The organism is Brenneria izbisi, from assembly GCF_025840185.1.
Taxonomy (GTDB): domain Bacteria; phylum Pseudomonadota; class Gammaproteobacteria; order Enterobacterales; family Enterobacteriaceae; genus Brenneria; species Brenneria izbisi.
The window spans coordinates 19,843-45,451 of sequence record NZ_JAMPJU010000014.1; the positions used below are offsets into that span (position 1 = coordinate 19,843).

Genomic DNA, 25,609 nt, shown 5'->3' on the forward strand with positions numbered 1-25,609 from the left:
AGACAAGAAGCAGTAGAGGTAATATAAGGCAACATTCGTCGTTTGAAAAACGATAGTTTTAAAATCGAAACTGTAGAACTCACTAATAATAAGGCAATCCATTTCTTATGACATATGCACTGGAACTGGCGCAATTAACCAAAACCTACGCAGGGGGCGTCAAAGCATTGCGCGGCATCGACCTACAGGTTGAAGCAGGCGATTTTTATGCTCTGCTGGGGCCGAATGGCGCGGGCAAATCCACCACTATCGGGATTATTAGCTCATTAGTGAATAAAACCGCCGGCAAAGTACAGGTGTTTGGTTATGATCTGGATCGGGACGTGGTTAACGCCAAGCGTCAACTGGGGTTAGTGCCGCAGGAATTCAACTTCAACCAGTTTGAAACCGTATTGCAGATAGTGGTGAGTCAGGCGGGCTATTACGGCGTAAAACGTGGTGAAGCGATGCTGAGGGCGGAGAAATACCTCAGGCAATTGGATTTATGGGACAAGCGTAATGAAAAGTCCCGCATGCTTTCCGGCGGGATGAAACGCCGTCTGATGATCGCTCGCGCATTGATGCATGAGCCTAAGCTGCTGATTCTGGATGAACCCACCGCCGGTGTGGATATTGAACTGCGTCGTTCCATGTGGGGTTTTCTCAAAGAGCTCAATGCGCAGGGCACCACGATCATTCTGACCACCCATTATCTGGAAGAAGCCGAAATGCTGTGCCGCAACATCGGCATTATCCAGCATGGCGAACTGGTGGAAAACACCTCGATGCGTCATCTGCTCTCCAAACTGAAATCTGAAACATTTATTTTTGATCTGGCCGCCAAAAGCCCGTTACCTCAGCTTGATGGTTATCCGTTCCGGCTGGTGGATACCTCGACGCTTGAGGTGGAGGTGATGCGTGAACAAGGCATGAATGGGCTGTTCAGTCAGTTGAGCGCGCAGGGGATACAGGTATTGAGTATGCGTAACAAAGCGAACCGGCTGGAGGAGTTGTTTGTCTCGCTGGTTAACGGTAATGGAGAACAAGCATGATGCAGTTGTATTGGGTGGCGTTACAGAGCATCTGGGTTAAAGAAGTCCACCGTTTTAGCCGTATCTGGATACAGACGCTGGTGCCGCCGGTTATCACCATGACGCTGTATTTTATTATTTTCGGCAATCTGATTGGCTCGCGTATTGGTGAGATGCATGGTTTTGATTATATGCAGTTCATCGTACCCGGCCTGATCATGATGTCGGTGATCACCAATTCCTACGCCAATGTCGCTTCTTCATTTTTTAGTGCGAAGTTTCAACGCAATATCGAGGAGCTGCTGGTCGCGCCGGTGCCGACCCATGTGGTTATCGCCGGCTATGTCGGCGGCGGCGTGGCGCGCGGCGTATGTGTCGGTATATTAGTGACCGTAGTATCGCTGTTTTTTGTTCCGCTTCAGGTTCATGCCTGGTGGATCATTGTGCTGACGCTATTACTGACGGCGGTGCTATTCTCGCTGGCCGGACTGCTGAATGCGGTATTTGCCACCACCTTTGATGATATCAGCCTGATCCCGACTTTTGTGCTGACGCCGCTGACCTATCTTGGCGGGGTATTTTATTCCCTGACGCTGTTGCCACCCTTCTGGCAGGCGGTGTCGAAGCTTAATCCGGTCGTGTATATGATTAGCGGGTTCCGCTATGGCTTCCTGGGGATCCATGATGTCCCGCTGCTCTTTACCATGACGGTGCTGGTCGGCTTTATCCTGGCGTTTTATCTGCTGGCGTGGTGGTTGATCGAGCGTGGGCGCGGGTTACGTACTTGATACATGATGGTGGTAAGGCGGTGATCGCACCGCCTTTTTCACCTTCAGGCAACCTGAACCGGAATGGCTTTTGCCTGACGTTGCAGTTCATTATCGCCAGTGAAATAGGCGACGTTGGGGCGATGTTCTCGTGCTTGCTCATCGGACATCTGCACATAAGAGCAGATGATCAGTTTGTCGCCCACGCAGGCGCAGCGTGCCGCCGCGCCATTGACGGAAATAATGCGCGAACCTCTCTCGCCCGCGATGGCGTAGGTCGAAAAGCGCTGACCATTGTCCACGTTATAGATATCAATCGCTTCATATTCCAGAATGCCCGCGGCATCCATAAAATCCTGATCGATGGCGCAAGAGCCTTCATAGTGCAAATCTGCCTGGGTGACTTTCACCCGGTGCAGTTTGCCTTGCAGCATGGTACGTATCATCGCTTTGTTACCTCAGTTCACACAGTCAAATCAACTTGCTGGTTATCAATCAATCGCGCTTTGCCTAACCAGGCGGCCATCAGAACAACCGCGCGAGCGCTGGCCGCTGTCAATGGCTGTAATGTATCGGCATCGCGAATAAACAGTTCATCAGGGGTAAAACCGGCCAGTCGAAGCTGTTCTTCGGCCTGACTCAGCAGCGTATCAATCTGCCGTTCGCCCTGCGACAACTGTTCAACCACGTCAGCCATCACCTTAGGCAAGCGCGGAGCGATTTTGCGTTCTTCCGGGCTGAGATAGCCGTTACGCGAACTCAGCGCCAGTCCGTCTTTCGCCCGCACAATCGGTACGCCGACAATGGCGATGTCATAGCCCATATCACGGACTAACTGACGGATCAGCAACAATTGCTGATAATCTTTTTCGCCAAAGCAGGCTACATCCGGTTGCGCCATATTGAACAGTTTGCTGACGATGGTGGCGACGCCGCGAAAATGACCGGGACGGCTGGCGCCTTCCAACATGGCGGACAGCCCCGGCACTTCGACGAATGTTTGCGTTTCCAACCCGTTCGGATATATCACGTCCGGGCTGGGAGCGAAAACCAGATCGACGCCTTTACGATTCAGTTTCTCGCAATCTTCCTGCAATGTACGGGGATAACGCGCCAGATCATCCTGTCGTTCAAACTGCATGGGATTGACGAAAATACTGACGATCACGATATCGGCCCGCGCTCTGGCTTCATCCACCAGTGTCAGATGCCCGTCGTGCAAATTCCCCATGGTGGACACCAGCGCAATACGTTTCCCCTCTTGACGCCAGCGACGAATCTCGCGGCGCAGCAGCAGAGGCGTTTCAATAATCAACACACCTACACTCCTTAATGAGAACAGCCGGTGTTAATGGAAAGAATGTTCTTCAGCCGGATAAATCCCTTGTTCCACCTCTTGCACATAGAGGCGTGCGGCAGCGCGTATATCGCCGCTTTGCGCCAGGAAGTCTTTGGCGAATTTAGGGGTCTTCTCACCAGTAATGCCCAAGGCGTCATGCATCACCAGAACCTGTCCATCGGTGACGTTGCCGGCGCCGATGCCGATAACCGGAATCGCAAGGGCTTCGGTGATGCGTTGCGCCAGCGCGACCGGCACACACTCCAGCACCAGTAGCTGGGCGCCGGCCTGTTCCAGCGCGAGCGCATCCTCCAGGAGTTGATTGGCCGTCGCTTGGTCGCGACCCTGAATTTTGTAACCGCCGAAAATATTAACGGACTGCGGCGTCAGACCAAGGTGTCCGCATACGGGAACAGCACGTTCGGTCAGCATTTTCACGGTTGGCGCCAGCCAGCTTCCGCCTTCCAGTTTGACCATATTGGCGCCGGCGCGCATCAATTCCGCGGCCTGGCTAAAGGCTTGTTCCGGCGTGGCGTAACTCATGAACGGTAGGTCTGACAGCACCAGCGCCAAAGGCGCGCCACGGCGAACGCAATGCGTGTGATAGACGATATCGCTAACGGTAACGGGTAACGTGGAATCGTGTCCCTGTAATGCCATGCCCAGGGAGTCGCCAATCAGCATCACCTTGATCCCCTGTTCAAAGAACAGGCGAGAGAAGCTGGCGTCGTAAGCGGTGATTGAAGCGAATTTCCGCTTTTCTTGTTTCCACTGGCGCAAATGGGAGATGGTCGTCGGTTTCATGACTGCCTTCCTAAGTCAATAGGGCGAAGAATGAAAGGCGATCATTCTAATGGAAGCGGACGTACAGGGATATACCCATATCCCGCAAGTTTCTGTCGTCAATTGAAACCAACCGCTCATCGGGGCTGTGCTGAGTCGGGGCGAATTATTTTATTGGTGGTTATCGTCATGCCAGTGCGTCAGACCGTTGCGATCGACGCGCACCAGACGATGAGCAAGCGATTCACCATCCGGGAACACCAGATCAGGCGCGATCTCGGCCAGCGGATACAACATGAATTCGCGATTTTTCATATCGTAATGAGGAACCGTCAGGCGGGCCGTGTCAATCACCGCGTCGCCAAACAGCAGAATATCCAGATCCAGCGTGCGCGGACCCCAACGGTGCGCCTTGCGCTCCCGCCCCTGCTCAAGCTCAATCGCCTGCGTATGGTCAAGCAACTGTTCGGCGCTTAGATCGGTTTCCAGCGCCACGACCGCATTGAGATAATCTGGCTGATCCTGTGGACCAAGCGGACGACTGCGGTAAAATGAGGAACATTTGCTTATGTGGGTGAGTGGCACATTATCCAGCGCGGTCAACGCGGCGCGCACTTGTTGTAACGGCTGGGCCAGATTGCTGCCCAGCGCCACAAAAACGCGGGTCATCCGGCGTTTTCCCTGCGCATTGCCGTTGGCTTTCGGGGGCGGCGAGGGCGCGAGCGACGGTGCGGCGTCGGGCCGTCATCCAGTGATTTCAGCATATTTTGCTGTAGCGGCGGCGCGGCAACCTGAAACTCGCCCCACCATGCGGCCAGACGCAGCAATTCCTGATGGTTTTCTATTTCAGCGCGCAGGCAAAGCAGATCATAAGCCGCACGGAATTTCGGATGTTCCATCAGCTTATACGCCCGTTTCCCCTGGCGGCGCGACAGGCGCAACTGTAATTGCCAGATATCGCGCACTAAAGAGGTAATACGTTTAGGAATAGCCAGAGAACGGCACTGTTCATCCAGCACATCGTTCATTGCCAGCGAGAAGGCATCGAAATAAGCCAGTCCGCTTTCCTGCGCCAGCTTTTGCGCATGTTCGATCAGCGGATACCACAACATGGCGGCGAACAGAAACGCCGGGTTAACGCGCATATTGTTTTGCAGACGCTGGTCGGTATTTTTCAGAACCTGCTCCACCATCCGCTCCAGCGTGGTATCGCCCGCTTCGGTAAAGTGGCGGCTAATCAGCGGGAACAGCGGTTGGAATAACTGATATTCGCACAGCATTTTGTAGGTTGGGTAGCCGTAACCGGTTTGCAGCAGTTTCAGCGACTCTTCGAACATACGGGCGGCGGGAATATCATGCAACAAGGCCGCCAGACGCGGGATCGGTTGGGCGGTCTCCGGGCTGATGGTCATATTCAGTTTGGCGGCAAAACGCACGGCGCGCAGCATTCGCACCGGATCTTCACGGTAGCGGGTTTCCGGGTCGCCAATCATGCGAATGATCCCCTGACGCAGATCATTCAACCCATTGGTGTAGTCCCGAACGGTGAAGTCGGAAATCGTGTAATACAGGCTATTGATGGAGAAATCACGACGCTGGGCATCTTCCTCAATCGAGCCAAAAATATTGTCGCGCAACAGCATGCCGCTCTGTGCTTGCTGGGCGGAATTCTTGATTTCCTGCTGTTCCTGATGCTGGTCGTGATGACCACGGAACGTCGCGACCTCAATCACTTCAGGTCCGAACATCACATGGGCCAGACGGAAACGGCGACCGACCAAACGGCAGTTGCGAAATAGCTTACGCACCTGTTCGGGGGTCGCATTGGTGGTGATATCAAAATCTTTCGGCTTTTTGCCCAGCAGCAGGTCGCGAACGCCGCCGCCGACCAGATAAGCCTCGTAACCCGCTTTGTTCAAACGATAAAGTACTTTCAGCGCGTTATCGCTGATATCACTGCGTGAAATATTATGCTGGTCACGCGGGATTACCGTCAGATGCTGACGCGGTTCCTGGTGCTCGACCGTTTCGTTCTCACGATTCAGTACCTTACGGCAAAAATTAGCGACTCGGGTAAAGATAATACACCTCGATAGTGATGGATAAATAAAGGCACAACCGAAAAATAGCGGCTAATCATAGCTCACCAGGCCCTCTTTGAGAATAATCATGTGACTGTCAACCGGTTTATTGCCGCCTTGGTCGGAATTTTATCCAGCGACCAGTGCGCGATCGACCACTCAAGCAGCGCCGCAAGTGTTAAGTCTCGCCAGCTTTCCGGCAATGGCTGGTGCAGAAATTGCAGCGCTGCAACAATAATCGGCCGAGGATCGCTTGCCGGCAGCGTGGGGGCATGGTTTTGTTTGGAGAGCTTTTGTCCTGCATGATTCAGCACCAACGGCAGGTGAATGTAATCCGGCGCCTGATAACCCAAATAATGGTAGAGCGCGATTTGTCGTACCGTCGGTTCAATCAGATCGGCGCCGCGCACGATTTCCGTGATCCCTTGCTGATGATCATCGACGACTACCGCCAGATTATAAGCAAACAGCCCGTCACGACGGTGGATAATAAAATCCTCTTCCGCCAGGGCGCGATCGGCATGAATCTCACCACGCAGGCGGTCATGAAAATGGAGAACCGGGGTGGTTTGCCGTAAGCGCAGCGCGGCCTGCGGCGGCGGGCGGCGGCCAAGATCACGGCAATGGCCATCATAGCGCCCGCCCAATTGCTGGATGCGACGGCGGGGACAGGCGCAATAGTAGCTCAATCCGTTCTGATGAAGTTGATGAAGCGCAGCAAGGTAGAGCGCATGGCGTTGTGATTGATAGACAACGTCACCGTCCCAATACAGGCCGTAATGTTCGAGTTGGGAGAGAATACGGGATGAAGCGCCAGGAACTTCACGTGGTGGATCGATATCTTCAATACGCACCAGCCAGCGTCCGCGTTGAGCGCGAGCCTGAAGATAACTGCCTAGCGCGGCAATCAGCGAACCAAAATGCAGGTTGCCGGAAGGCGAGGGGGCAAAGCGCCCAACGTAATGTGTTGTTGCAGACATAAGGACACAAATGATAAAGCCTGCCCCTGCGCGGAATTATATCGCAGGGCAGGCATTTTGCATGGCGGATGGTTATCCGGCCATTTGCTTTTCGCGTATTTCCGCCAGTGTTTTGCAGTCAATACACAGATCAGCTGTTGGACGCGCTTCCAGACGGCGGATACCGATTTCCACCCCACAGGACTCACAGAAACCAAAATCTTCATCTTCGATTTTTTGCAATGTTTTGGCGATCTTCTTGATGAGCTTACGCTCACGGTCGCGATTGCGCAGTTCGAGGCTGAATTCTTCTTCCTGTGCCGCACGGTCAACGGGATCAGGGAAATTCGCGGCTTCATCACGCATATGCGATACCGTACGATCCACTTCATCCCTGAGTTGGTTGCGCCATGCTTCAAGAATACGCTTGAAATGAGCGAGTTGAACATCGTTCATATACTCTTCGCCCGGCTTCTCCTGATACGGCTCTACTCCGGCAATTGCGAGAATGCTCAGAGAAGATGTCTTACGGTTTTGCCCTTCTTGCATGTTGCTTCTCCTACATAACACGACACGCACTATACCCTGCTTAGTTGAAGTTAATGCGTTGCCGGTCACTATAAAGGGTTGGCTTCTTTAACTTACCTGAATCACTTACTTTGATAAGTTATTCAGAATGCCTTCATTTGTTGCCTGGCCGTCACTTCAATCACTCTGGGTATATCGATCCCCTAAGGGGAAAAAACAGGCCGCTATAAATAGCAGATGGAGATTAGGTTGGCAATGATTCCTGACACCGGCCTGATAAAGTGTGAGGAACAACCAATTATCATCAGATGATAAACAACGTGTTAGCGTGTTATCGCCATGATCACTTTATTTATCTACTTATAATAACGGCAACTTGTGCGTAATCCTGATGCCATCAGGAGATAACGTGGAGGCATAACATAGAATTTCAACCCCTTGCTGTTGTGCTGCCATTAATAATTCCGCATAACGCGGGTCAATATGCCGTGCGGGAGAAACCTGCGCGATCCCGGAGTGCAGCACGGCAAAAAACAGAACGGCGCGTTCACCGTGAGTCACGACCTGTTGCAGTTCACGCAGATGCTTCTGCCCCCGCAGGGTGACCGCATCAGGAAAGTAACCCCATCCATGTTGCAATAATGTAACGGACTTAACCTCAATATAGCAGTTAATCTTGTCTGCCGCCTGTAACAGCAGATCAATACGGCTATTTTCCGCACCATATTTTACTTCGGTCTTTACGGTGGTGTAGCCCGCCAGTTCAACGATCCGATTTTCCGTCAGGGCTTCATGCAATAACGTGTTGGCGCGCAATGTATTGACACAAATCCATTCGTTCTGTTGCGTTTGCGTTAGTTCCCAACTGTGAGGATATTTGCGTTTCGGATTCGCGGATGTCGAATACCAGACGGTGTCGCCCGGCGTCGCGCACCCCGTCATCGCTCCGGTGTTGGCGCAGTGCAGTGTGAATGTTTCGCCCTGCGGCGTGACCACATCGGCGAGAAAGCGTTTGTAGCGTTTAATCAGTCTGGCTGGTTGCAAGCGAGGCGTAAATTGCATGGGTATCCTATTGTGAGCGTGGTTTGGTCAGCGGCCAGCTAGCCAATGTCTGATAACGGGTTCTGCCGTTCTCAAACAGCGATTGATAAAGCGAGAAATGATCCATATTTACCGACCAACTGAAATCAGCCTGCGGTAAGCTCACCGCTCTGGTCGCGCCGCGCAGCAGGGTAATATGAGGATGGAAGGGCTGAGATGTCTGATGGCAACCATTACGGGCCGCCTGCGAGCGTAGCAATCCGGCCAGTTGCAGCAGACCGCGCGGCGCCTGTCGACATCCGATCCAGACCACGCCGGAGCGCGGCCATTGTCCGGCGTCATTCAGGTTGATGGTAAATTCAGGCTGGGTGATGCGTCCCGCCAGCGTGCGCAGCGCCTGTTCTTTCTGTTCGCTCACCTCGCCCAGAAAAGCCAACGTCAGGTGAAGGTTGGCCGCGGCTACTGGACGACCGGCTTCAGGCGGGAAATGTTCAGCGCGCCAGCGGATAATATCCTGCCGGATTTCTTCGGGTAGCGTTAAGGCAAAAAACAACCGGCGGGCGATGTGCATCTCTATCTCTCTGATCTCATCCGATGCGACTTTCATTCGATGCTACAATGCCCGCCGCTGAAAGTTAACCTTTATGGAGATTTCTGTGATTTTACCGCCCGTCAGCGCCGTATTAAATGATGTCGTCTCGGCGTTGCATACTTCGCCTCAGGTGTTGCTCAATGCGCCTACCGGCGCCGGGAAATCCACCTGGCTACCGCTGCAACTGCTGCAACAGGGTAATCTGCGCGGACGAATCATCATGCTTGAACCCCGCCGATTGGCGGCGAAAAGCGTGGCCTGGCGGCTGGCGCAGCAATTGGGTGAAGAGCCGGGGCGAACGGTAGGTTACCGGATGCGGGCGGAAAGCCGGGTTAGCGCCGCGACGCGTCTGGAGGTGGTCACCGAAGGGATATTGACGCGTCTATTGCAGCAGGATGCCGAGTTGCAGGATGTCGCGCTGGTGATCCTGGATGAGTTTCACGAGCGTAGTCTGCAAGCTGATCTGGCGCTGGCGTTATTGTTGGATGTGCAGCAAGGGCTGCGTGAGGATTTGAAACTGCTGATCATGTCCGCCACGCTGGATAATACGCGGCTTTCCGCCTTGTTGCCGTCATCGGTTTGTATTGTATCCGCGGGGCGCGGTTATCCGGTCGAACGTCATTATATGCCGCTGAACAGTCAGGAGCGGCTGGAAGAGGGCGTTGCCCGTCAGGTCAGGCGTCTTATGGCGGAGCAGGCCGGTTCGCTGCTGCTGTTTTTACCCGGCGTGGCCGAAATTAAACGCGTGCAGGCGCTGCTGGAAAACAGCATAACGGATGATGTGGATTTGTGTCCGTTGTACGGCGCGCTGACGTTGGCGGAACAGCAAAAAGCGATCCTGCCGGCGGCGGCGGGGCGCCGTAAAGTGGTGCTGGCGACCAATATTGCGGAAACCAGCCTGACCATCGAAGGTATTCGTTTGGTCATTGATTGCGGTCTGGAGCGGGTGGCGCGTTTCGACGTGAAAAGCGGCTTAACCCGATTGGTCACGCAGCGTATCAGCCAGGCATCGATGGTTCAGCGCGCCGGACGCGCCGGGCGACTAAGTCCGGGTATTTGCTGGCATCTCTGTTCACGCGAGCAAGCCGAGCGCGCGGCGGCGCAAAGCGATGCCGAAATACTTAACAGCGATCTGAGCAGTTTCTGGCTGGATTTATTGCAGTGGGGTTGTACGGATGCGGCGCAGCTTACCTGGCTGGATACGCCGCCGCCTGCCGCCTTGCAATCAGCCCGGAATTTGCTGGGCCAGTTGAAAATTACCGATCAGCAGGATCGACTGACTGCCGCAGGACGCAAGATCGCCGCGCTTGGTTGCGATGTCCGGCTGGCAACCATGCTGTTCGCCGCCGCCGAACATCGCATTGATGTACAAAGCGACGATGTGCTGACGACTGCGGGGTGTCTGGCGGCGATCCTTGAAGAGCCGCCGCGTGGCGGATCGATTAATCTGCTGGACTGGCTGCATCGGCCATTGCCGCACTGGGTTCGGCGCGGACAGCAACTAACGCGCCGTCTGGCGCCGGTAGCCGGTCGTATCAATAGCGCGTGGGCCGCCTGGTTGCTGGCGCAGGCTTTTGCCGATCGCATTGCCCGGCGGCGCAGTCAGGATGGCCGCTATCAATTGGCTGGCGGCATCGGGGCGATGATGGCGGACGATGATGCGCTGTCTGGCGCGGATTGGCTGTTGGCGCCCGCGCTATTGCACAACAGTCATTCAGCGGATGCGCGTATCCTGCTGGCGTTACCCCTGGAGATCGACCAACTGGCGCGGCAGTTGCCGATGTTGGTCAGCGAGCATAACGTCGTGCGGTGGGACGAGGAAAAAGGCACGTTGCGCGCCAGCAAACGCAGTCAGATTGGTCACCTGATATTACAGACGCGTCCATTGACGAAACCGTCTGATGAAGAGCTGCATCAGGCGATGCTGGGCTGGTTGCGGGAACAAGGGCTGGCGGCGTTGAACTGGCAACCCGCGGCGGCGCAGTTGCGCGCCCGCTTGCAATGCGCCCGACAATGGCTGCCGGAAGTTGACTGGCCGCGGGTGGATGAGGAGACATTGCTGGCTACGCTGGAATCCTGGTTGCTGCCATCTTTAGCCGGTGTGCGTGATTTGCGCGGGTTACGGCAGGTGGATCTGAGCGACGCGTTGCTGCGGTTGCTGGACTGGCCTTTGCGTCAGCGGCTGGATAGTGCGCTGCCGAGCCATTACACTGTGCCCGGCGGCAGCCGTTTACCCATCGCCTATGATGAAGATAAACCGCCGGTGCTGTCGGTACGGCTACAGGAAATGTTTGGCGAGCGGCAAAGCCCGCGGCTGGCGGAAGGACGGGTAGCGCTGGTGTTGGCGCTCTTATCGCCGGCCCAACGTCCATTGCAGATTACGCGTGATTTGGCGGCCTTCTGGCAAGGCGCTTACCGTGACGTGCAAAAAGAGATGAAAGGCCGTTATCCCAAACATGTCTGGCCCGACGATCCGGCAAATACGGCGCCGACCAGACGCACCAGGAAATATCAGAATCACTAATTTCAGACGTTTCCGCTTCCTTGATGTGTACGGCGGAAACAGAGTAGACGGCTTGAGCGCAGAGCAGGTGGCCGTTAACAACCTGATGGAGAAGCAACAGTAATGTCTCGGGATGATCGCGAACCTATCGGGCGCAAAGGAAGGGCGTCAGGACGTAAACCTACACGCAGGCAGGCAATACGACGTCACAGGGACGATGACTACAATGATGATTATGAAGATGATCAGGGCGATTTTGATGATGATGACGGCGATGACGATGAGGACTCGATGACGCAGAAACCGCGTAAGAAACGAAGCTGGCTGGGACTGTTTATCAAACTGTCTCTGGTCTTTGCGGTCGTGTTGGCGATTTATGGCGTGTACCTCGACAGCCAGATCCGTAGCCGTATTGAAGGCAAGGTATGGCAACTGCCCGCGGCGGTATATGGTCGGATGGTTAACCTTGAACCGGGCATGTCTTACAACCAGAAAGAGATGATGAGTCTGCTGGAAGGTATGCAGTATCGTCAGGTCAGCCGCATCACCAGACCGGGGGAGTTCAGCGTTCGCGGCAACAGTATTGAAATGTTGCGGCGTCCGTTTGATTTCCCGGACAGTAAAGAAGGGCAGATCCGCGCGCGTCTGACGTTTAACAATGATCGTCTGGCGCAGATCCAGAATCTGGATAACCAGCGTAATTTCGGTTTCTTCCGCCTCGATCCGAAGCTGATCACCATGATGCAGTCGCCGAATGGCGAGCAACGTCTGTTTGTGCCGCGTTCTGGTTTCCCCGATCTGCTGGTTGATACGCTCATCGCGACCGAAGACCGCCACTTCTACGAACATGATGGGATCAGTTTGTATTCGATTGGGCGGGCGTTTCTGGCGAATATTACCGCTGGTCGCGCGGTACAGGGGGGAAGCACCCTGACGCAGCAGTTGGTGAAAAACCTGTTCCTGACCAATGAGCGTTCTTTGTGGCGTAAAGCCAACGAAGCGTATATGGCGTTGATCATGGATTATCGCTACAGCAAAGATCGCATTCTGGAACTGTATCTGAATGAAGTGTATCTCGGTCAGAGCGGCAGCGACCAGATCCGCGGTTTTCCATTGGCCAGCCTTTATTACTTTGGTCGCCCGGTTAATGAACTGAGTCTGGATCAACAGGCGTTGCTGGTGGGCATGGTTAAAGGCGCGTCGCTGTATAATCCGTGGCGTAATCCCAAGATCACGCTGGAACGACGCAATCTGGTATTGCGTTTGTTGCAAAATCAACAAGTTATTGATGCCGACCTCTACAATATGTTGAGCGCCCGCCCGCTGGGTGTGCAACCCAAAGGGGGCGTTATCAGCCCGCAGCCTGCTTTTATGCAAGTCGTGCGGCAGGAGTTGCAGCAACGGTTGGGCGATAAGGTTAACGATCTGTCGGGCGTAAAAATCTTTACCACGCTTGATCCCGTCTCACAGGATGCGGCGGAAAAAGCGGTGGAAGAGGGGGTCCCCGCGTTGAGGGCCGCGAGGGGGGTGAATGATCTGGAATCGGCAATGGTGATTGTCGACCGCTTCAGTGGTGAGATCCGCGCCATGGTCGGCGGTTCGCAGACGCAATATGCCGGATTCAACCGTGCATTGCAGGCGCGGCGACCTGTCGGTTCTCTGGCGAAGCCGCCAACCTACCTCACAGCGTTAAGCCAGCCCGATGTCTATCGTCTGAACACCTGGCTGGCGGATGAACCGTTATCGCTCAGACAACCCAACGGGCAATTGTGGCAGCCGAAAAACTATGATCGTGAATTTCGGGGCCGCGTGATGCTGGTTGATGCGCTGGCAAACTCCCTGAACGTGCCGACGGTGAATCTGGGCATGGCCGTTGGTCTGGATCAGGTTACCGCGACGCTGAAACGGTTGGGTATCCCTGATAATGTCATTCAGCCTGTGCCGGCCATGTTGCTCGGAGCAATCAGTCTGACGCCAATGGAAGTGGCGCAGGAATATCAGACGATTGCCAGCGGCGGCAATCGTGCGCCGTTGTCGGCGTTGCGTTCGGTGATTGCGGAGGATGGCGCGGTGTTGTATCAGAGCTTCCCGCAGGCGGAACGCGCGGTTCCGGCGCAAGCGGCTTATCTGACGCTGTACGGTATGCAGCAGGTGGTGGCGCGCGGCACATCCCGTTCGCTGGCGGTGAAATTCCCCAATTATCATCTGGCGGCGAAAACCGGTACGACCAACGATCTGCGTGATAGCTGGTTTGCCGGGATAGACGGTAAGGAAGTGGCGATCAGTTGGGTGGGGCGCGATAACAATGGTCCGGCAAAACTGACGGGCGCCAACGGCGCGCTGACCATTTATCGCCGCTATCTGGAAAATCAAACGCCGCTACCGCTGATGCTGACGCCGCCGGAAGGGATCGCGACCATGACGGTTGATGCCAGCGGCAATTTTGTCTGCAACGGCAGCAGCGCCGGACGAGCGCTGCCGGTCTGGACGGATAATCCGCAATCGTTGTGTCAGGCCGCTCAGCAACAAACTCCGCAGCAAGAGCAGCAGAGCGGCGAGGGCGTTGCCGACTGGATCAGGGAAATGTTTGGTCAGTAATACGTTATTTCCCCCGATATGCCTGCTTTTGCCCCAACGGAGGGAGAGGGATGAGGCGACAGCTTCTCTCCCTTTGGCAAAGGAACCACGCAGCGCCGCCTTTGCCAGAAGCCCACGGATGGGCCGAGTGGCGGGCGCAGCCAACGCGCCTGCAATGGAAAGTATGACGGATATATACCGTTATCAGTAAAACTTGTGGTTAAGTGACAGGGAATTCCCCTACGCACGCTTCAATCCCCTTGCGGTAAATATCTTGCGGAGACGATTCCGTTAAGCCTATTATGCAATCTTTATCATAATCATTATCGTTTTCCTTTGGCCTGATAGCGGTTAATCATTCCCCTTGATTTTCATTGAAAACCAAAACGTTATGCAAAATCGTAATAGATTGCCCGATGCCACATTCACTCTGAATGCGGTAAGTTTTTCCATCACAGGCCGTACATTGCTGCATCCCTTGTCGCTGACATTTCCGGTCGGTAAAGTCTGTGGTTTGATTGGACACAATGGCTCAGGGAAATCCACGCTGTTGAAAATTCTTGGTCGCCACCAGTCCGCCAGCGGCGGCAATGTGCTGCTGGGTGAACAATCAGCGGCAAACTGGGACAGCAAATCCTTTGCCCGACAGGTAGCCTATCTGCCCCAGCAGTTGCCGGCGGCGGAAGGGATGACGGTGCGTGAACTGGTCGCGATAGGCCGTTATCCCTGGCATGGCGCGCTGGGGCGTTTCGGGCGTGTCGATCGGGAAAAAGTGGACGAAGCAATCATGCTGGTGGGACTGAATGCATTCGCCAATCGGCTGGTGGACAGCTTATCAGGCGGCGAGCGCCAACGCGCTTGGCTGGCGATGACGGTGGCGCAGGATAGCCGCTGCCTGTTGTTGGATGAACCCACTTCTGCGCTGGATATCGCCCATCAGGTCGAAGTATTGGCGCTCATTCAACGCATGAGCCGGGAACGCGGACTGACGGTGATTGCCGTTTTACATGATATTAATATGGCGGCTCGCTACTGTGATTATCTGGTGGCGTTGCGCCGTGGGGAAATGATTGCGCAAGGTGAACCGGCTGCGTTGATGCAAAGCGACGTACTGGAGAATATCTATGGCATCCCGATGGGAATATTGCCTCATCCCGGCGGCGGCGCGCCGGTAAGTTATGTTTGCTGACAATGTCTGAATTATTCCTTCCCGCAGCGTTGCCGGATCACCGGCGACGCCGTCTATTGACTGCCTTGCTGCTGTCTCCCCTGATGTATTCCTCAACCAGTTATGGCGCCACGTATCCTGATCTTGAACGGATAGTCGCGCTCGAATGGCTGCCGGCAGAGTTACTGATGGCGCTGGGGATCACGCCGCTGGCGATAGCCGATAAACCGAACTATCGCTTGTGGGTGAGTGAACCGGCCCTCCCGGAGCGGGTGATTGACGTCGGGTTGCGTACTGAACCCAATCTTGAACAACTAACTTTACTGAAACCCTCGCTCATTCTGTATTCAGAAGGCTATGGCCCTTCGGTCCAAAAGATGACCCGTATCTCACCCATTCTGGGGTTCGGGTTTAGTGACAATAATGGCAAACCGCTGACGGTCGCCAGGACATCGCTGGCGAAACTGGCGCTGGCGCTGGGTATTCCTGACGCGGCGGAACAACATTTAGCGCGACTTTCACAATTTATGCGCCAGTCGGCCATCAGGCTGCAACCTTATACCCAACGCCCGCTATTACTGTTATCGCTGTTGGATGCGCGTCATGTACTGGTTATGGGTAAAAACAGTTTGTTTCAGGAAGTGATGGATGACATTGGCATCGAAAACGCCTGGCAGGGCGAAACCAATTTCTGGGGCAGCGCGGTGGTGGGTATTGAACGTCTGGCGGAAATTGATAATGCGCATGCGCTCTGTTTCGATCATGGCAATAGCGAGTTGATCGCACAGGTGGCTCGTAGTCCGCTGTGGCAGGCGATGCCATTTATCCGCGAACAGCGTTGGCAGCGTGTGCCTGCGGTCTGGTTGTATGGCGGCACGCTGTCGGCCATGCGGTTTGCTGAGGTTCTGGCGCAGGCGCTGGAGGAACGGGGGTGATCGCGGTTAAAAAACAGACGTTGCCCATTCTGCTGATCGGTTTGTTGTCGGCGATCGCGCTGAGTCTGGGCGCGTACAATTTACAGCGTCAGTTGCCTGTGGCGCTATGGCTGCAAGGGTTCTGGCAGCCGGATACTGACGATATTCGTCAATTACTGTTTCACTATAGTTTGCTGCCGCGCATGGCGCTTGCCTTGCTGGTCGGCGCCGGTCTGGGGTTATGCGGCGTCTTATTCCAGCAGGTGTTGCGTAACCCGCTGGCGGAACCGTCGACGCTGGGGATTGCGTCCGGGGCGCAACTGGGCATTACGGTGGTGACGCTCTGGTCGGTGCCGGGGGGAATGGCGATTCAGCAGATCGCGGCGATGATCGGCGCATTAACGGTGGGCGGGCTGGTGTTTGGCGTCGCCTGGGGAAAACGGCTCTCGCCGGTTACCCTGATCCTGGCCGGGTTGGTGCTGAGTTTTTATTGCGGGGCGGTGAACCAGTTATTCGCGCTGTTTCACCATGAACAACTGCAAAATTTGTTTCTGTGGAGCAGCGGTGCGTTGAATCAGCAGGACTGGCGCAATGTTCAGTTTGTACTGCCGCGCCTGCTGATCTGCTTTTGTCTGACGTTATTATTGCTGCGGCCTCTGACCCTGCTTGGGCTGGATGACGGCGTAGCGCGTAATCTGGGGCTTGGGCTGTCGCTGGCGCGGTTGAGCGCGCTGGGGGTGGCGATTTTCCTGAGCGCGCAATTAGTGAATGCGGTGGGGATTATCGGTTTCATCGGCCTGTTCGCGCCGCTGTTGGCTAAAATGCTGGGAGCCAGACGTCTGTGGCACCGCCTCTGGCTGGCGCCGTTACTGGGCGCGTTGCTGTTGGCCGTCGCCGATCAGGTGGTGATCTGGCTGACGTATGTCTGGCGCGAGGTGCCGACGGGCGCGGCCACCGCATTGCTGGGCGCGCCGTTATTACTGTGGCTGCTGCCTCGCTTACGCAGCAATGGCTCTCCTGCGCTGATGGATCATGCCGGGGCGCCAGTCATCGAACGTCGCCAGTGGGGAGGGTGGCTGGCGTTAGGCGGTATATTGCTGGCGGCGATAACGCTGGTCGCCTTGCTGCTGGGGAAAAATGCGCAGGGGTGGCACTGGAGCAGCGGCGAACTGTTGACGGAACTGTTGCCGTGGCGCTGGCCGCGTATTCTGGCGGCATTGGCGGCGGGGATGATGCTGGCGGTGGCGGGGACATTGATACAGAAACTGACGGGTAATCCAATGGGCAGCCCGGAAGTGCTGGGGATCAGTTCGGGCGCGTCATTTGGCGTGATTATCCTGCTGTTTTTTGTCCCCGGTAACGCCTTTGTCTGGTTGCTTCCGGCAGGCAGCGCGGGTGCGGCGTTAACGCTATTGATCATGGTGGCGGTGGCCGGACAAGGCGGGTTTTCCACACAGCGCATGCTGCTGGCCGGGATAGCCCTGAGCATGGCTTTCACCACGGTGATCTCGCTGCTGCTGGCCAGTGGCGATCCTCGCATGGGAAACGTACTGACCTGGTTATCGGGTTCGACCTATGCGGTGGAAGCGGCTGATGCGCTGAGGACCGCCGCGATTGCCGGCGTGTTGTTGCTGGTGGTGCCGCTGTGCCAGCGCTGGTTGCGTATTCTGCCGTTGGGGACGACGACGGCACGCGCGTTGGGCGTGGCCGTCACCCCGGTTCGTCTGTTGGTGCTGTTGCTGGCCGCGATCCTCACCGCAATGTCAACGCTGCTGGTGGGGCCAATGAGCTTCGTCGGCCTGATGGCACCGCACCTGGCGCGCATGTTGGGATTTAGTCGCGTCATGCCGCAGCTTTGTTGCTCCGCGTTACTGGGCGGCGGATTGATGGTCATGGCCGACTGGTGCGGCAGAATGGCGATGTTCCCGTATCAAATTCCGGCTGGTTTGCTGGCGACGTTTATTGGCGCGCCTTACTTTGTTTATCTGCTGCGTAAGCAGGCAAAATAAGTTATGGCGCGAGATTGATCGCTTCCACCAGCATCCAGAGGGCGGTGATCACCAGCGATAATCCCATAACGCCGTTGAACAACCGCAGTTTTCTGGGATCCTGAAGGTGCTTGCCGATGCGATCGCCAAGCGCCGCCCACAGCAGAATGCATGGCAGATTCAGCGCCATAAAGCCGATCATGACTGTTAAAACACCGCTGTTGGCCGCATAGAGCAGCGCCACGTTGCTGGACATGAGCCAGGCTTTGGGGTTGACTGCCTGGAATAACGCGCCCTGAAGCAGGGTGAGCGGCTTACTTTTTCCATTCAGTTCCGGCGCGGACGCACGCGCAATTTTCCACGACAGCCACAGCAGATAGGCACACCCCACCACGGTGAGCGGTACTCTTACCGCGCTCATTCCGCTAAGCAACAGATCCAGCGCCATCCCCATCAGCGCCGTTTGCAACGCGCAGCCGATCAGAACGCCCAATAACATTGGCAATGTACGCCGTATGCCAAAATTGACCCCGGAGGTCGCCAGCAACAGATTGTTGGGACCGGGGGTAATCGACATAACCGTGACATAGCTGAAGAAAGAGGGATCGAGCATGGTGCGTTCCTTTTTACACTGAGTGAGAACACCATCATAAGAGAGAAAAAGGAGATGGTAACAGATACACAAAAAGATTATTGTAATGAGTACAGATGCTTTGAATGATTAACTGTACTCATCGGTTGGCGAGGTAATTGTGTCCATTATCGATCCGCAGGAAAACACGCTTTATCAACAGTTGGCGGAAACCTTCGCCACAGCGATTCATCAGGGAACCTGGCCGCCGGGAAGTCGTTTACCGGCTATCCGTCGCGTAGCGGGATCGCATCAGGTGAGTGTCAATACCGTGCTTAATGCCTGGCGTATTCTTGAGGATCGCGGTTTGATCGAGGCGCGTCCGCAATCCGGCTATTTTGTACGCGGGCGGTTGCCACCGTTGACGAAATCTCCGCGGCATCGTGCTCAGGTCATCATTCCCGGCAGTGAAAAACTGGATCTGATCGATACGGTTTTTGCCGCGCAGAATCATCCCGATTACCTTAATATTTCTCTTGCCTGCCCACAAAACAGCGATTTTTATCCCAGCGCGAAGATCAGCCGCATTACTGCTTCGCTTCTGCGTCGTTATCCTGACATCATTGGCCGCTACGCCTTACCGCCGGGCAGCGAGCGGCTGCGCCGTGAAGTGGCGCGGCGGGCGATGGACTCAGGCATCGCGTTGGGCGGCGATGATATCACTGTCACCCACGGCTGCATGGAGGCGATGCAGTTGGCATTACGGGCAGTGACCCAACCGGGCGACTGCGTGGGGCTGGAAACGCCGACCTATTTTTATCTGTTTCCATTGCTGGCCAGTCTGGGACTGAAAACAGTGGAAATTCCGACCGATCCGCAGCGCGGACTATCCCTGGATGCGCTAGAGATGTTGCTTTCGGAACGACGGCTTCAGGCGATCATCGCCATGCCCAATGTACAAAATCCGCTGGGGTGCAGCATGACGCTGGCAGACAAAAAGCGACTGGCGAAATTGGTGAACGACTATCAGGTTCCGCTGATAGAAGACGGTTTGTATAGCGAGCTACAGTTTAACTGGCCGCTTTCCCCGGCGGTCAAGGCGTTCGATCGCGACGGCTGGGTGATTTACTGTTCCAGCTTCACCAAGACGCTGGCCCCCGATTTTCGTATCGGCTGGATGGCGGCGGGCCGTTTCAGTGCGAAGATTGCGCGGCTGAAAGCCGTGTCGTCAATGGCGGAGTCCGCGCTGTTGTCGGAGACGCTGGCGCAATTTCTGGAATCCGGCGGATACGATCACCATCTGCGCACGTTGCGCCGTCGCTATGCCGCCCAGTTGGATGAAGCCCGTGGGCTGATTGTCCGCCATTTTCCGCAAGGCACGCGCGCCACCCAGCCGCAAGGCGGTTTTGTCTTCTGGCTGGAAATGCCTGGCGAGGTGGATGGCGTGGCGCTGTTTCATCGTCTGTTGCAGGAAAAGATCTGCGTGACGCCCGGCGCGCTTTACACCTTAAGCGACCGCTGCCGACACGCCATTCGTCTGTCCTGTTGTTATCCTTTTGATGAACGTTATCAGTATGCGCTTAAACGGGCGGGGGCGCTGGCCTGCGAAATGAGCGGCATTGCGCCCCCGGATGAAGTTTAATTTCGCGCCTTACCTTACAAACGCGCAAAGCAACGTTGCGCTGCTTCTATTGTGCGTTCAATATCCTGTTGACTGTGAGCCAGCGACATAAATCCGGCTTCGAAGGCGGAAGGCGCCAGATAGACGCCTTGTTCCAGCATCATATGGAAGAAGCGCTTGAAGCGTTCCACGTCGCACCGCATCACATCCTGATAGCAGGTCACGCGGTCGGCGTCGGTAAAGAACAGACCGAACATGCCGCCCGCCTGATTGACCACCAGCGGGATATGTTCCGCTTTGGCGGCGGACAGCAGCCCTGCGGCAAGCTGTTGCGTCAGTTCCGTCAGTTTCTGATGGACGCCGGGTTTGGCCACTTCCGTCAGGCAGGCGAAACCCGCCGCCATCGCAATCGGGTTGCCGGAGAGCGTACCGGCCTGATACACCGGGCCGACCGGCGCCAGCGCCTGCATCACTTCGCGTTTGCCGCCGAACGCGCCAACCGGCATGCCGCCGCCGATAATTTTGCCCAGACAGGTTAAATCGGGCTGAACGCCATAGTGAGCTTGCGCGCCCGCCAGCGCCACGCGAAAACCGGTCATCACTTCATCAATGATGAACAGCGCGCCGAATTCGTCGCACAGCGCGCGCAACCCCGGCAGGAATTCCGGCAATGGCGGCACGCAGTTCATATTGCCGGCCACCGGTTCGACAATAATCGCGGCGATGTCTTGCGGGTATTGCTCAAACGCGGCGCGCACCGAGGATAAGTCATTATAGGTACAGGTCAGTGTGTGGCGGGCGACGTCGGCGGGTACGCCGGGCGAGTTGGGCTGTCCCAGCGTCAAGGCGCCGGAACCGGCTTTGACCAGCAGACAATCGGCATGACCGTGATAGCATCCTTCAAACTTGATGATTTTATCGCGCCCGGTATAGCCGCGGGCCAGACGAATGGCGCTCATGGTGGCTTCCGTCCCGGAGTTCACCATGCGCACCATATCCATGCCGGGCATCAGCGATGTCACCAGCCGAGCCATTTGCACTTCGATTTCCGTTGGCGCGCCAAAGCTTAATCCGTGCTCCGCCGCCGCGATCACCGCCTGACGAATGGCCGGGTGGTTATGTCCCAGCACCATCGGCCCCCAGGAACCGACGTAATCGATATAGCATTGACCATCTGCGTCATAAAGGTAGGCGCCGTCCGCCCGTTCGATAAACAGCGGCACGCCGCCGACGCCGTTGAACGCGCGTACCGGCGAGTTGACGCCGCCCGGAATAAGTTGCTGTGCCGCGGCATACAGACTTTCAGATTTGTTCATTAAGTGATCCTGACATTGTGATTATCATGGAAAGTAAGGCCATTCTAATCAACTGCCCACGGTTATGAAATCGTTGTACTGGCCCGTGGTTAAAAACATAACGTGCCATCGCCAATGAGATCACTGGCTGTGCCGCAGGCGGCGTTGCATAATATGGCGATTAATTCAGCGGCCAGTGTCAAATCTTGAACGTTTTCGCTTACTGCCGGATAATAAGTCTATGAGTGTGGGCGTATCACCTGATAAGCCCTGAGTTGGGAGTAAAAAAGATGAGCGACGATATAGCATTGCCACTGCAATTTACCGATGCGGCAGCCATCAAGGTGAAGAACCTGATTGCTGATGAAGAGAATCCTGATCTGAAACTTCGGGTTTATATTACGGGTGGCGGTTGCAGCGGCTTCCAATACGGTTTTACCTTTGATGATCAAATCAACGAAGGCGACATGACCATTGAAAAGCAAGGCGTTGCTCTGGTGGTCGATCCGATGAGCCTGCAATATCTGGTGGGGGGGGCGGTGGACTACACGGAAGGGTTGGAAGGTTCGCGTTTTATCGTCACCAACCCGAATGCCAAAACCACTTGCGGTTGTGGTTCCTCTTTCAGTATCTGATAAGTCATTGCGCCGGTTGAAAAACCCGTGCGGCCATCATCGGCGCACGGGTTTTTTATGCGCGGGATGGCTAATCGCGCGATAACTGCCGGCAGATCTGTTGGGCCGCCAGCAGTAAACGCGGCCCGCTGCGATTAAACCAATCCTCATTCACCGCGATCACCGGAACATCGAGTTGAGGTTTCCAGAACGCCTGCGTATTGGCAATGGCAGAGGTTGTACCGCTGATGATAATCGCCTGCGGCGCACGCCTTAAGACCTGTTCCCGACTGACCTGCGGCCAGGGTGCCGGGCTGTCGTTAAAAATATTCCGCGCGCCGCACAGTGACACGATCTGACTTTGCAGGGTGTCTTTCGACGAGGTAAAAAGCGGTTGCGAGCCAAACTGTATAAAGACGCGCAACGGCGGGCGAGTTTTGCCGACATCGCGTTGCCGTAAATCCGTTATTTGCCGACGAAACGCGGCAGCGGCGTCTTCTGCCTGCTCAGGATGGCTGCTGTAAGTCGCCAACTGTTGCAGCGCGGCGGGAATGGCGTCCAGCGTTTTGGGATCAAGATAAACGATGGGAATGCCGAAATTGGCCAGTTGTTCCAGCGGCCTTTGCGCGTTGCCTTCGCGCCAGGCCAGAATGAGATCAGGCTTGAGCGCCAGGATCCGCTCCAGATTGATCCCCTGCCAGGACGCCACCTGCTCCAGCTTTTTCGCCTCTGGCGGATAGTCCGACCAGGCGCTGACTGCGATCAATTGCTCGCCCATGCCCGCCGCATAAGCGAGTTCTGTAGCATGGGGCGCCAGACTGATTACGCGTTCGGGCGCGGCGTTTGCCGTCGCCAGCAGTGAAAAAAGCAGACCACCCAGCAGGCGGCGCGTCCATGACTTCATCATGATTAATGCCTGGCCAGCGCCTGCAACATGGTTTCCACCATCCGGGTGGATTGCTCGGCGGCCACAGCCAGGAATGCGTCGAAACTGAGGTGCGATTCCTGATCGGCCACGTCGGAAATGGCGCGCACGATAACAAAAGGAACACCAAACTGATGGCAGACATGCGCCACCGCAGTGGCTTCCATTTCTACCGCGATAGCCTGAGGGAAAGTGTTGCGGATACGCGCCAGCGGTTCGGCGCCGTTGATGAAGGCATCGCCGCTGACCACCAGACCACGTACGGCATTGAGTTGCAGCCGGGCAATCGCATCCTGCGCCAGCGTAATTAAACGCTCATCGGCGATGAACGCCGCCGGACAGCCCGCCATCTGACCGGGTTCATAGCCAAACGCGGTCACATCGGCATCGTGATAGCGCACCTCATCGGAAACCACAATATCGCCGACGTTCAGGGTGGACGCGAGTCCGCCGGCGGAACCGGTATTAATCACCACATCCGGCTGGCAATGCTCCAGCAGCAAGGTGGTGCCCAACGCGGCGGACACTTTGCCAATCCCGGATTTCAGTAATGCGACATCCACACCGTTTAACTGTCCGCTGTAGATTTCACACCCGGCGCGCTGCAAGATCTGCCGATTTTCGATGCGATCGCGCAGCAGCGTCACTTCTTGTTCCATAGCGCCGATAATGCCGACTTTCATAAAGATCCCCACAAATTTTGTTATAAATAGCATGAGTATAGTGTCAGCTAGTCTATCATGGCTGACAAGAGTAAATGGAGCGTGTGAACTGACGTTAGCGGTGTTACATGGAGAATCGTATGTCTGATATCGATTTTACGAAGAAGATAAGCTTCCAGCGGCCCTTTAGCGCCGAGATTACAACCGAGGATGAATATGCCGTCGTTCGTCAGTTTGAAAGCGATCGCGGACGCATCATCAATTCCGCGGCGATCCGCCGCCTTCAGCAAAAAACGCAGGTCTTTCCGCTGGAGCGCAATTCCGCGGTGCGCTCACGTCTGACTCACTCTATGGAAGTGCAACAGGTAGGACGTTATATCGTTAAAGAGATCCTTCATCGCTTGAAAGAAGCAGACCGACTCAAGGAACTGGGACTGGAAAACCGGCAGACCCCGTTTGAAAGCATGGTGGAAATGGCGTGTCTGATGCATGACATCGGCAATCCGCCATTCGGTCATTTTGGCGAATCCGCGATCAATAACTGGTTCTGCCGGTTAATGGACATTGACTCTCTTAGCGATAAAGCAAACCATGAAGACCGCTGCCGGGTCGATTTCCTGCGGATGCAGGATGACGGGTTGAATGAGTTGCGCGGCAGAATTCGTCAGGATTTAAGTCATTTTGAAGGCAATGCCCAGGCTATCCGCTTGGTGCATACCTTGCTCAAACTGAATCTGACCTACGGTCAGGTCGGCTGCATCCTGAAATATACCCGTCCCGCCTACTGGTGCGAAAAAATCCCCGCTGAATACGATTATCTGATGAAAAAGCCGGGTTATTATCTGGCGGAGGAAACGTTCGTCATCCGTTTGCGCAACGAGTTATCAATGGGCGAATTTCATCGTTATCCGCTGACTTACATCATGGAAGCGGCGGACGATATCTCTTACTGCATTGCCGATTTAGAAGACGCGGTTGAAAAAGATATTCTCACTATTGAACAACTCCACAATCATCTGCGCGACGCCTGGGGCGAAGTGAAGAGCGGCGATCTGTTTGCCAAAACCGTCGGCAGGGCGTATGAGGGCCGTGAACGTCAACCGTGGCGCAGCGTGAACGATCAGTTTTTTATGAACCTGCGCGTCAATACCGTCGCCAAAATGGTGCCGCATGCTTCACAACGCTTTATCGATAATTTACCGGCGATTTATGCCGGGTCGTTTAATCATGCGTTGTTGGAAGATGACAGCCCGCAGAATCGCCTGCTGAAAGTATTCAAACATGTTGCACTGAAGCATGTGTTTAATCACTATGAAGTGGAGCAGCTTGAACTACAGGGATATCGGGTTATCCGTGGGCTGCTGGATATTTATAGCCCGTTGCTTGAGATGTCATACCGGGATTTCAGCCAGTTGGTGAAAGAAGATAGTCATAAACACTATCCTATTGAAACCCGGCTATACCATAAATTATCCCGTAAGCACTGCCTGGCTTACCGTGAAGCGGTGGAGAAGTTGCAAGGCCTGTCCGTCAAAGAGCGTGAGATCCGCGAATATTATTATCGCGCCCGTTTGATTCAGGACTACATCAGCGGTATGACCGATTTATATGCTTACGATGAGTATCGGAAATTGATGGCGGCGGAATAAGATTTTTTGTAAAGCGGGTCAA

23 protein-coding genes are annotated in these 25,609 nt (G+C 55.3%); 10 read left to right on the forward strand and 13 right to left on the reverse strand.

The features are described 5' to 3' along the window. The first annotated feature begins 107 nt into the window (after positions 1-107). Positions 108-1,031 carry an ABC transporter ATP-binding protein gene (locus NC856_RS15255; RefSeq protein WP_264091303.1) on the forward strand — a complete coding sequence of 308 codons (924 nt, stop codon included), beginning with the start codon at positions 108-110 and terminating at the stop codon, positions 1,029-1,031. Then, on the forward strand, positions 1,028-1,798 hold the full coding sequence (locus NC856_RS15260) for an ABC transporter permease (protein ID WP_264091304.1): 771 nt from the start codon (positions 1,028-1,030) through the stop codon (positions 1,796-1,798). The genes NC856_RS15255 and NC856_RS15260 overlap by 4 nt, the downstream gene beginning before the upstream one ends. Positions 1,799-1,842: 44 nt before the next feature. On the opposite strand, the gene panD is transcribed toward NC856_RS15260, so the two are convergent. The 9 genes from panD to thpR all read right to left on the reverse strand — a co-directional run bounded on the left by panD (position 1,843) and on the right by thpR (position 9,079). After that, a complete protein-coding gene (gene panD / locus NC856_RS15265) occupies positions 1,843-2,223 on the reverse strand; it encodes an aspartate 1-decarboxylase (RefSeq protein ID WP_113865877.1) in 381 nt (126 codons plus the stop codon). A gap of 17 nt (positions 2,224-2,240) precedes the next feature. Beyond that, positions 2,241-3,095, reverse strand: coding sequence for a pantoate--beta-alanine ligase (panC, locus tag NC856_RS15270; RefSeq protein ID WP_264091305.1), 855 nt, complete (start codon positions 3,093-3,095; stop codon positions 2,241-2,243). 30 nt (positions 3,096-3,125) lie between these two features. Next, positions 3,126-3,920 (reverse strand): 3-methyl-2-oxobutanoate hydroxymethyltransferase, encoded by a 795-nt coding sequence (gene panB, locus NC856_RS15275; protein ID WP_264091306.1) that lies wholly within the window; start codon positions 3,918-3,920, stop codon positions 3,126-3,128. Positions 3,921-4,070: 150 nt separating this feature from the next. Further along, positions 4,071-4,568, reverse strand: coding sequence for a 2-amino-4-hydroxy-6-hydroxymethyldihydropteridine diphosphokinase (gene folK / locus NC856_RS15280; RefSeq protein ID WP_264091307.1), 498 nt, complete (start codon positions 4,566-4,568; stop codon positions 4,071-4,073). After that, positions 4,565-5,980, reverse strand: a complete 1,416-nt coding sequence (pcnB, locus tag NC856_RS15285; RefSeq protein ID WP_264091360.1) for a polynucleotide adenylyltransferase PcnB — start codon at positions 5,978-5,980, stop codon at positions 4,565-4,567. Before pcnB ends, folK begins: the two co-directional genes overlap by 4 nt. Before the next feature lie 86 nt (positions 5,981-6,066). Continuing rightward, positions 6,067-6,960 (reverse strand): tRNA glutamyl-Q(34) synthetase GluQRS, encoded by an 894-nt coding sequence (gene gluQRS, locus NC856_RS15290; protein ID WP_264091308.1) that lies wholly within the window; start codon positions 6,958-6,960, stop codon positions 6,067-6,069. A 72-nt stretch (positions 6,961-7,032) separates the two neighbouring features. Continuing rightward, on the reverse strand, positions 7,033-7,488 hold the full coding sequence (gene dksA, locus NC856_RS15295; protein ID WP_264091309.1) for an RNA polymerase-binding protein DksA: 456 nt from the start codon (positions 7,486-7,488) through the stop codon (positions 7,033-7,035). A gap of 339 nt (positions 7,489-7,827) precedes the next feature. Next, entirely contained in the window at positions 7,828-8,529 is a 702-nt protein-coding gene (sfsA, locus tag NC856_RS15300; RefSeq protein WP_264091310.1) for a DNA/RNA nuclease SfsA, read from the reverse strand. 7 nt (positions 8,530-8,536) lie between these two features. Then, complete coding sequence (gene thpR, locus NC856_RS15305; protein ID WP_264091361.1) at positions 8,537-9,079, reverse strand: RNA 2',3'-cyclic phosphodiesterase; 543 nt, start codon at positions 9,077-9,079, stop codon at positions 8,537-8,539. 85 nt (positions 9,080-9,164) lie between these two features. On the opposite strand from thpR, the gene hrpB reads away from it, so the two are divergent. The 5 genes from hrpB to fhuB all read left to right on the forward strand — a co-directional run bounded on the left by hrpB (position 9,165) and on the right by fhuB (position 18,271). After that, positions 9,165-11,624 (forward strand): ATP-dependent helicase HrpB, encoded by a 2,460-nt coding sequence (hrpB, locus tag NC856_RS15310; protein WP_264091311.1) that lies wholly within the window; start codon positions 9,165-9,167, stop codon positions 11,622-11,624. 102 nt (positions 11,625-11,726) lie between these two features. Then, a complete protein-coding gene (mrcB, locus tag NC856_RS15315) occupies positions 11,727-14,201 on the forward strand; it encodes a bifunctional glycosyl transferase/transpeptidase (RefSeq protein ID WP_264091312.1) in 2,475 nt (824 codons plus the stop codon). Positions 14,202-14,571: 370 nt separating this feature from the next. Further along, positions 14,572-15,369 carry a Fe3+-hydroxamate ABC transporter ATP-binding protein FhuC gene (fhuC, locus tag NC856_RS15320; protein WP_264091313.1) on the forward strand — a complete coding sequence of 266 codons (798 nt, stop codon included), beginning with the start codon at positions 14,572-14,574 and terminating at the stop codon, positions 15,367-15,369. Positions 15,370-15,371: 2 nt separating this feature from the next. Next, a complete protein-coding gene (gene fhuD / locus NC856_RS15325) occupies positions 15,372-16,283 on the forward strand; it encodes a Fe(3+)-hydroxamate ABC transporter substrate-binding protein FhuD (protein WP_264091315.1) in 912 nt (303 codons plus the stop codon). Beyond that, positions 16,283-18,271 (forward strand): Fe(3+)-hydroxamate ABC transporter permease FhuB, encoded by a 1,989-nt coding sequence (gene fhuB / locus NC856_RS15330; RefSeq protein ID WP_264091362.1) that lies wholly within the window; start codon positions 16,283-16,285, stop codon positions 18,269-18,271. Before fhuD ends, fhuB begins: the two co-directional genes overlap by 1 nt. A 1-nt stretch (position 18,272) precedes the next feature. Here fhuB and NC856_RS15335 read toward each other — a convergent pair whose 3' ends face one another. Beyond that, the gene (locus NC856_RS15335; RefSeq protein ID WP_264091316.1) at positions 18,273-18,863 is read right to left on the reverse strand and encodes a LysE family translocator; all 591 of its coding nucleotides are present in this window, start codon (positions 18,861-18,863) and stop codon (positions 18,273-18,275) included. A gap of 139 nt (positions 18,864-19,002) precedes the next feature. On the opposite strand from NC856_RS15335, the gene NC856_RS15340 reads away from it, so the two are divergent. After that, entirely contained in the window at positions 19,003-20,463 is a 1,461-nt protein-coding gene (locus tag NC856_RS15340; RefSeq protein WP_264091318.1) for an aminotransferase-like domain-containing protein, read from the forward strand. Between the two features lie 14 nt (positions 20,464-20,477). Here NC856_RS15340 and hemL read toward each other — a convergent pair whose 3' ends face one another. Further along, positions 20,478-21,758, reverse strand: coding sequence for a glutamate-1-semialdehyde 2,1-aminomutase (gene hemL / locus NC856_RS15345; protein WP_264091319.1), 1,281 nt, complete (start codon positions 21,756-21,758; stop codon positions 20,478-20,480). A 269-nt stretch (positions 21,759-22,027) separates the two neighbouring features. Between hemL and erpA the strand changes: the two genes are divergently transcribed. Then, positions 22,028-22,372: an iron-sulfur cluster insertion protein ErpA gene (gene erpA / locus NC856_RS15350; protein WP_264091320.1), complete on the forward strand. Its 345-nt coding sequence runs from the start codon at positions 22,028-22,030 to the stop codon at positions 22,370-22,372. Positions 22,373-22,442: 70 nt separating this feature from the next. On the opposite strand, the gene btuF is transcribed toward erpA, so the two are convergent. Both btuF and mtnN read right to left on the reverse strand, forming a co-directional pair. Continuing rightward, positions 22,443-23,255: a vitamin B12 ABC transporter substrate-binding protein BtuF gene (gene btuF, locus NC856_RS15355; protein WP_404802339.1), complete on the reverse strand. Its 813-nt coding sequence runs from the start codon at positions 23,253-23,255 to the stop codon at positions 22,443-22,445. Between the two features lie 5 nt (positions 23,256-23,260). Next, positions 23,261-23,959, reverse strand: coding sequence for a 5'-methylthioadenosine/S-adenosylhomocysteine nucleosidase (gene mtnN / locus NC856_RS15360; RefSeq protein ID WP_264091322.1), 699 nt, complete (start codon positions 23,957-23,959; stop codon positions 23,261-23,263). Between the two features lie 119 nt (positions 23,960-24,078). Between mtnN and dgt the strand changes: the two genes are divergently transcribed. After that, on the forward strand, positions 24,079-25,587 hold the full coding sequence (dgt, locus tag NC856_RS15365; protein ID WP_264091323.1) for a dGTPase: 1,509 nt from the start codon (positions 24,079-24,081) through the stop codon (positions 25,585-25,587). The last annotated feature ends 22 nt before the right edge of the window (positions 25,588-25,609 follow it).

Bases quoted from the DNA above. Each gene is read 5' to 3' on its own strand.
- NC856_RS15255 (WP_264091303.1), top strand. From the start codon at position 108: ATGACATATGCACTGGAACTGGCGCAATTAACCAAAACCTACGCAGGG.
- NC856_RS15260 (WP_264091304.1), top strand. From the start codon at position 1,028: ATGATGCAGTTGTATTGGGTGGCGTTACAGAGCATCTGGGTTAAAGAA.
- panD (WP_113865877.1), bottom strand. From the start codon at position 2,223: ATGATACGTACCATGCTGCAAGGCAAACTGCACCGGGTGAAAGTCACC.
- panB (WP_264091306.1), bottom strand. From the start codon at position 3,920: ATGAAACCGACGACCATCTCCCATTTGCGCCAGTGGAAACAAGAAAAG.
- folK (WP_264091307.1), bottom strand. From the start codon at position 4,568: ATGACCCGCGTTTTTGTGGCGCTGGGCAGCAATCTGGCCCAGCCGTTA.
- gluQRS (WP_264091308.1), bottom strand. From the start codon at position 6,960: ATGTCTGCAACAACACATTACGTTGGGCGCTTTGCCCCCTCGCCTTCC.
- dksA (WP_264091309.1), bottom strand. From the start codon at position 7,488: ATGCAAGAAGGGCAAAACCGTAAGACATCTTCTCTGAGCATTCTCGCA.
- sfsA (WP_264091310.1), bottom strand. From the start codon at position 8,529: ATGCAATTTACGCCTCGCTTGCAACCAGCCAGACTGATTAAACGCTAC.
- thpR (WP_264091361.1), bottom strand. From the start codon at position 9,079: ATGCACATCGCCCGCCGGTTGTTTTTTGCCTTAACGCTACCCGAAGAA.
- mrcB (WP_264091312.1), top strand. From the start codon at position 11,727: ATGTCTCGGGATGATCGCGAACCTATCGGGCGCAAAGGAAGGGCGTCA.
- fhuC (WP_264091313.1), top strand. From the start codon at position 14,572: ATGCAAAATCGTAATAGATTGCCCGATGCCACATTCACTCTGAATGCG.
- fhuD (WP_264091315.1), top strand. From the start codon at position 15,372: ATGTCTGAATTATTCCTTCCCGCAGCGTTGCCGGATCACCGGCGACGC.
- NC856_RS15335 (WP_264091316.1), bottom strand. From the start codon at position 18,863: ATGCTCGATCCCTCTTTCTTCAGCTATGTCACGGTTATGTCGATTACC.
- hemL (WP_264091319.1), bottom strand. From the start codon at position 21,758: ATGAACAAATCTGAAAGTCTGTATGCCGCGGCACAGCAACTTATTCCG.
- erpA (WP_264091320.1), top strand. From the start codon at position 22,028: ATGAGCGACGATATAGCATTGCCACTGCAATTTACCGATGCGGCAGCC.
- btuF (WP_404802339.1), bottom strand. From the start codon at position 23,255: ATGAAGTCATGGACGCGCCGCCTGCTGGGTGGTCTGCTTTTTTCACTG.
- mtnN (WP_264091322.1), bottom strand. From the start codon at position 23,959: ATGAAAGTCGGCATTATCGGCGCTATGGAACAAGAAGTGACGCTGCTG.
- dgt (WP_264091323.1), top strand. From the start codon at position 24,079: ATGTCTGATATCGATTTTACGAAGAAGATAAGCTTCCAGCGGCCCTTT.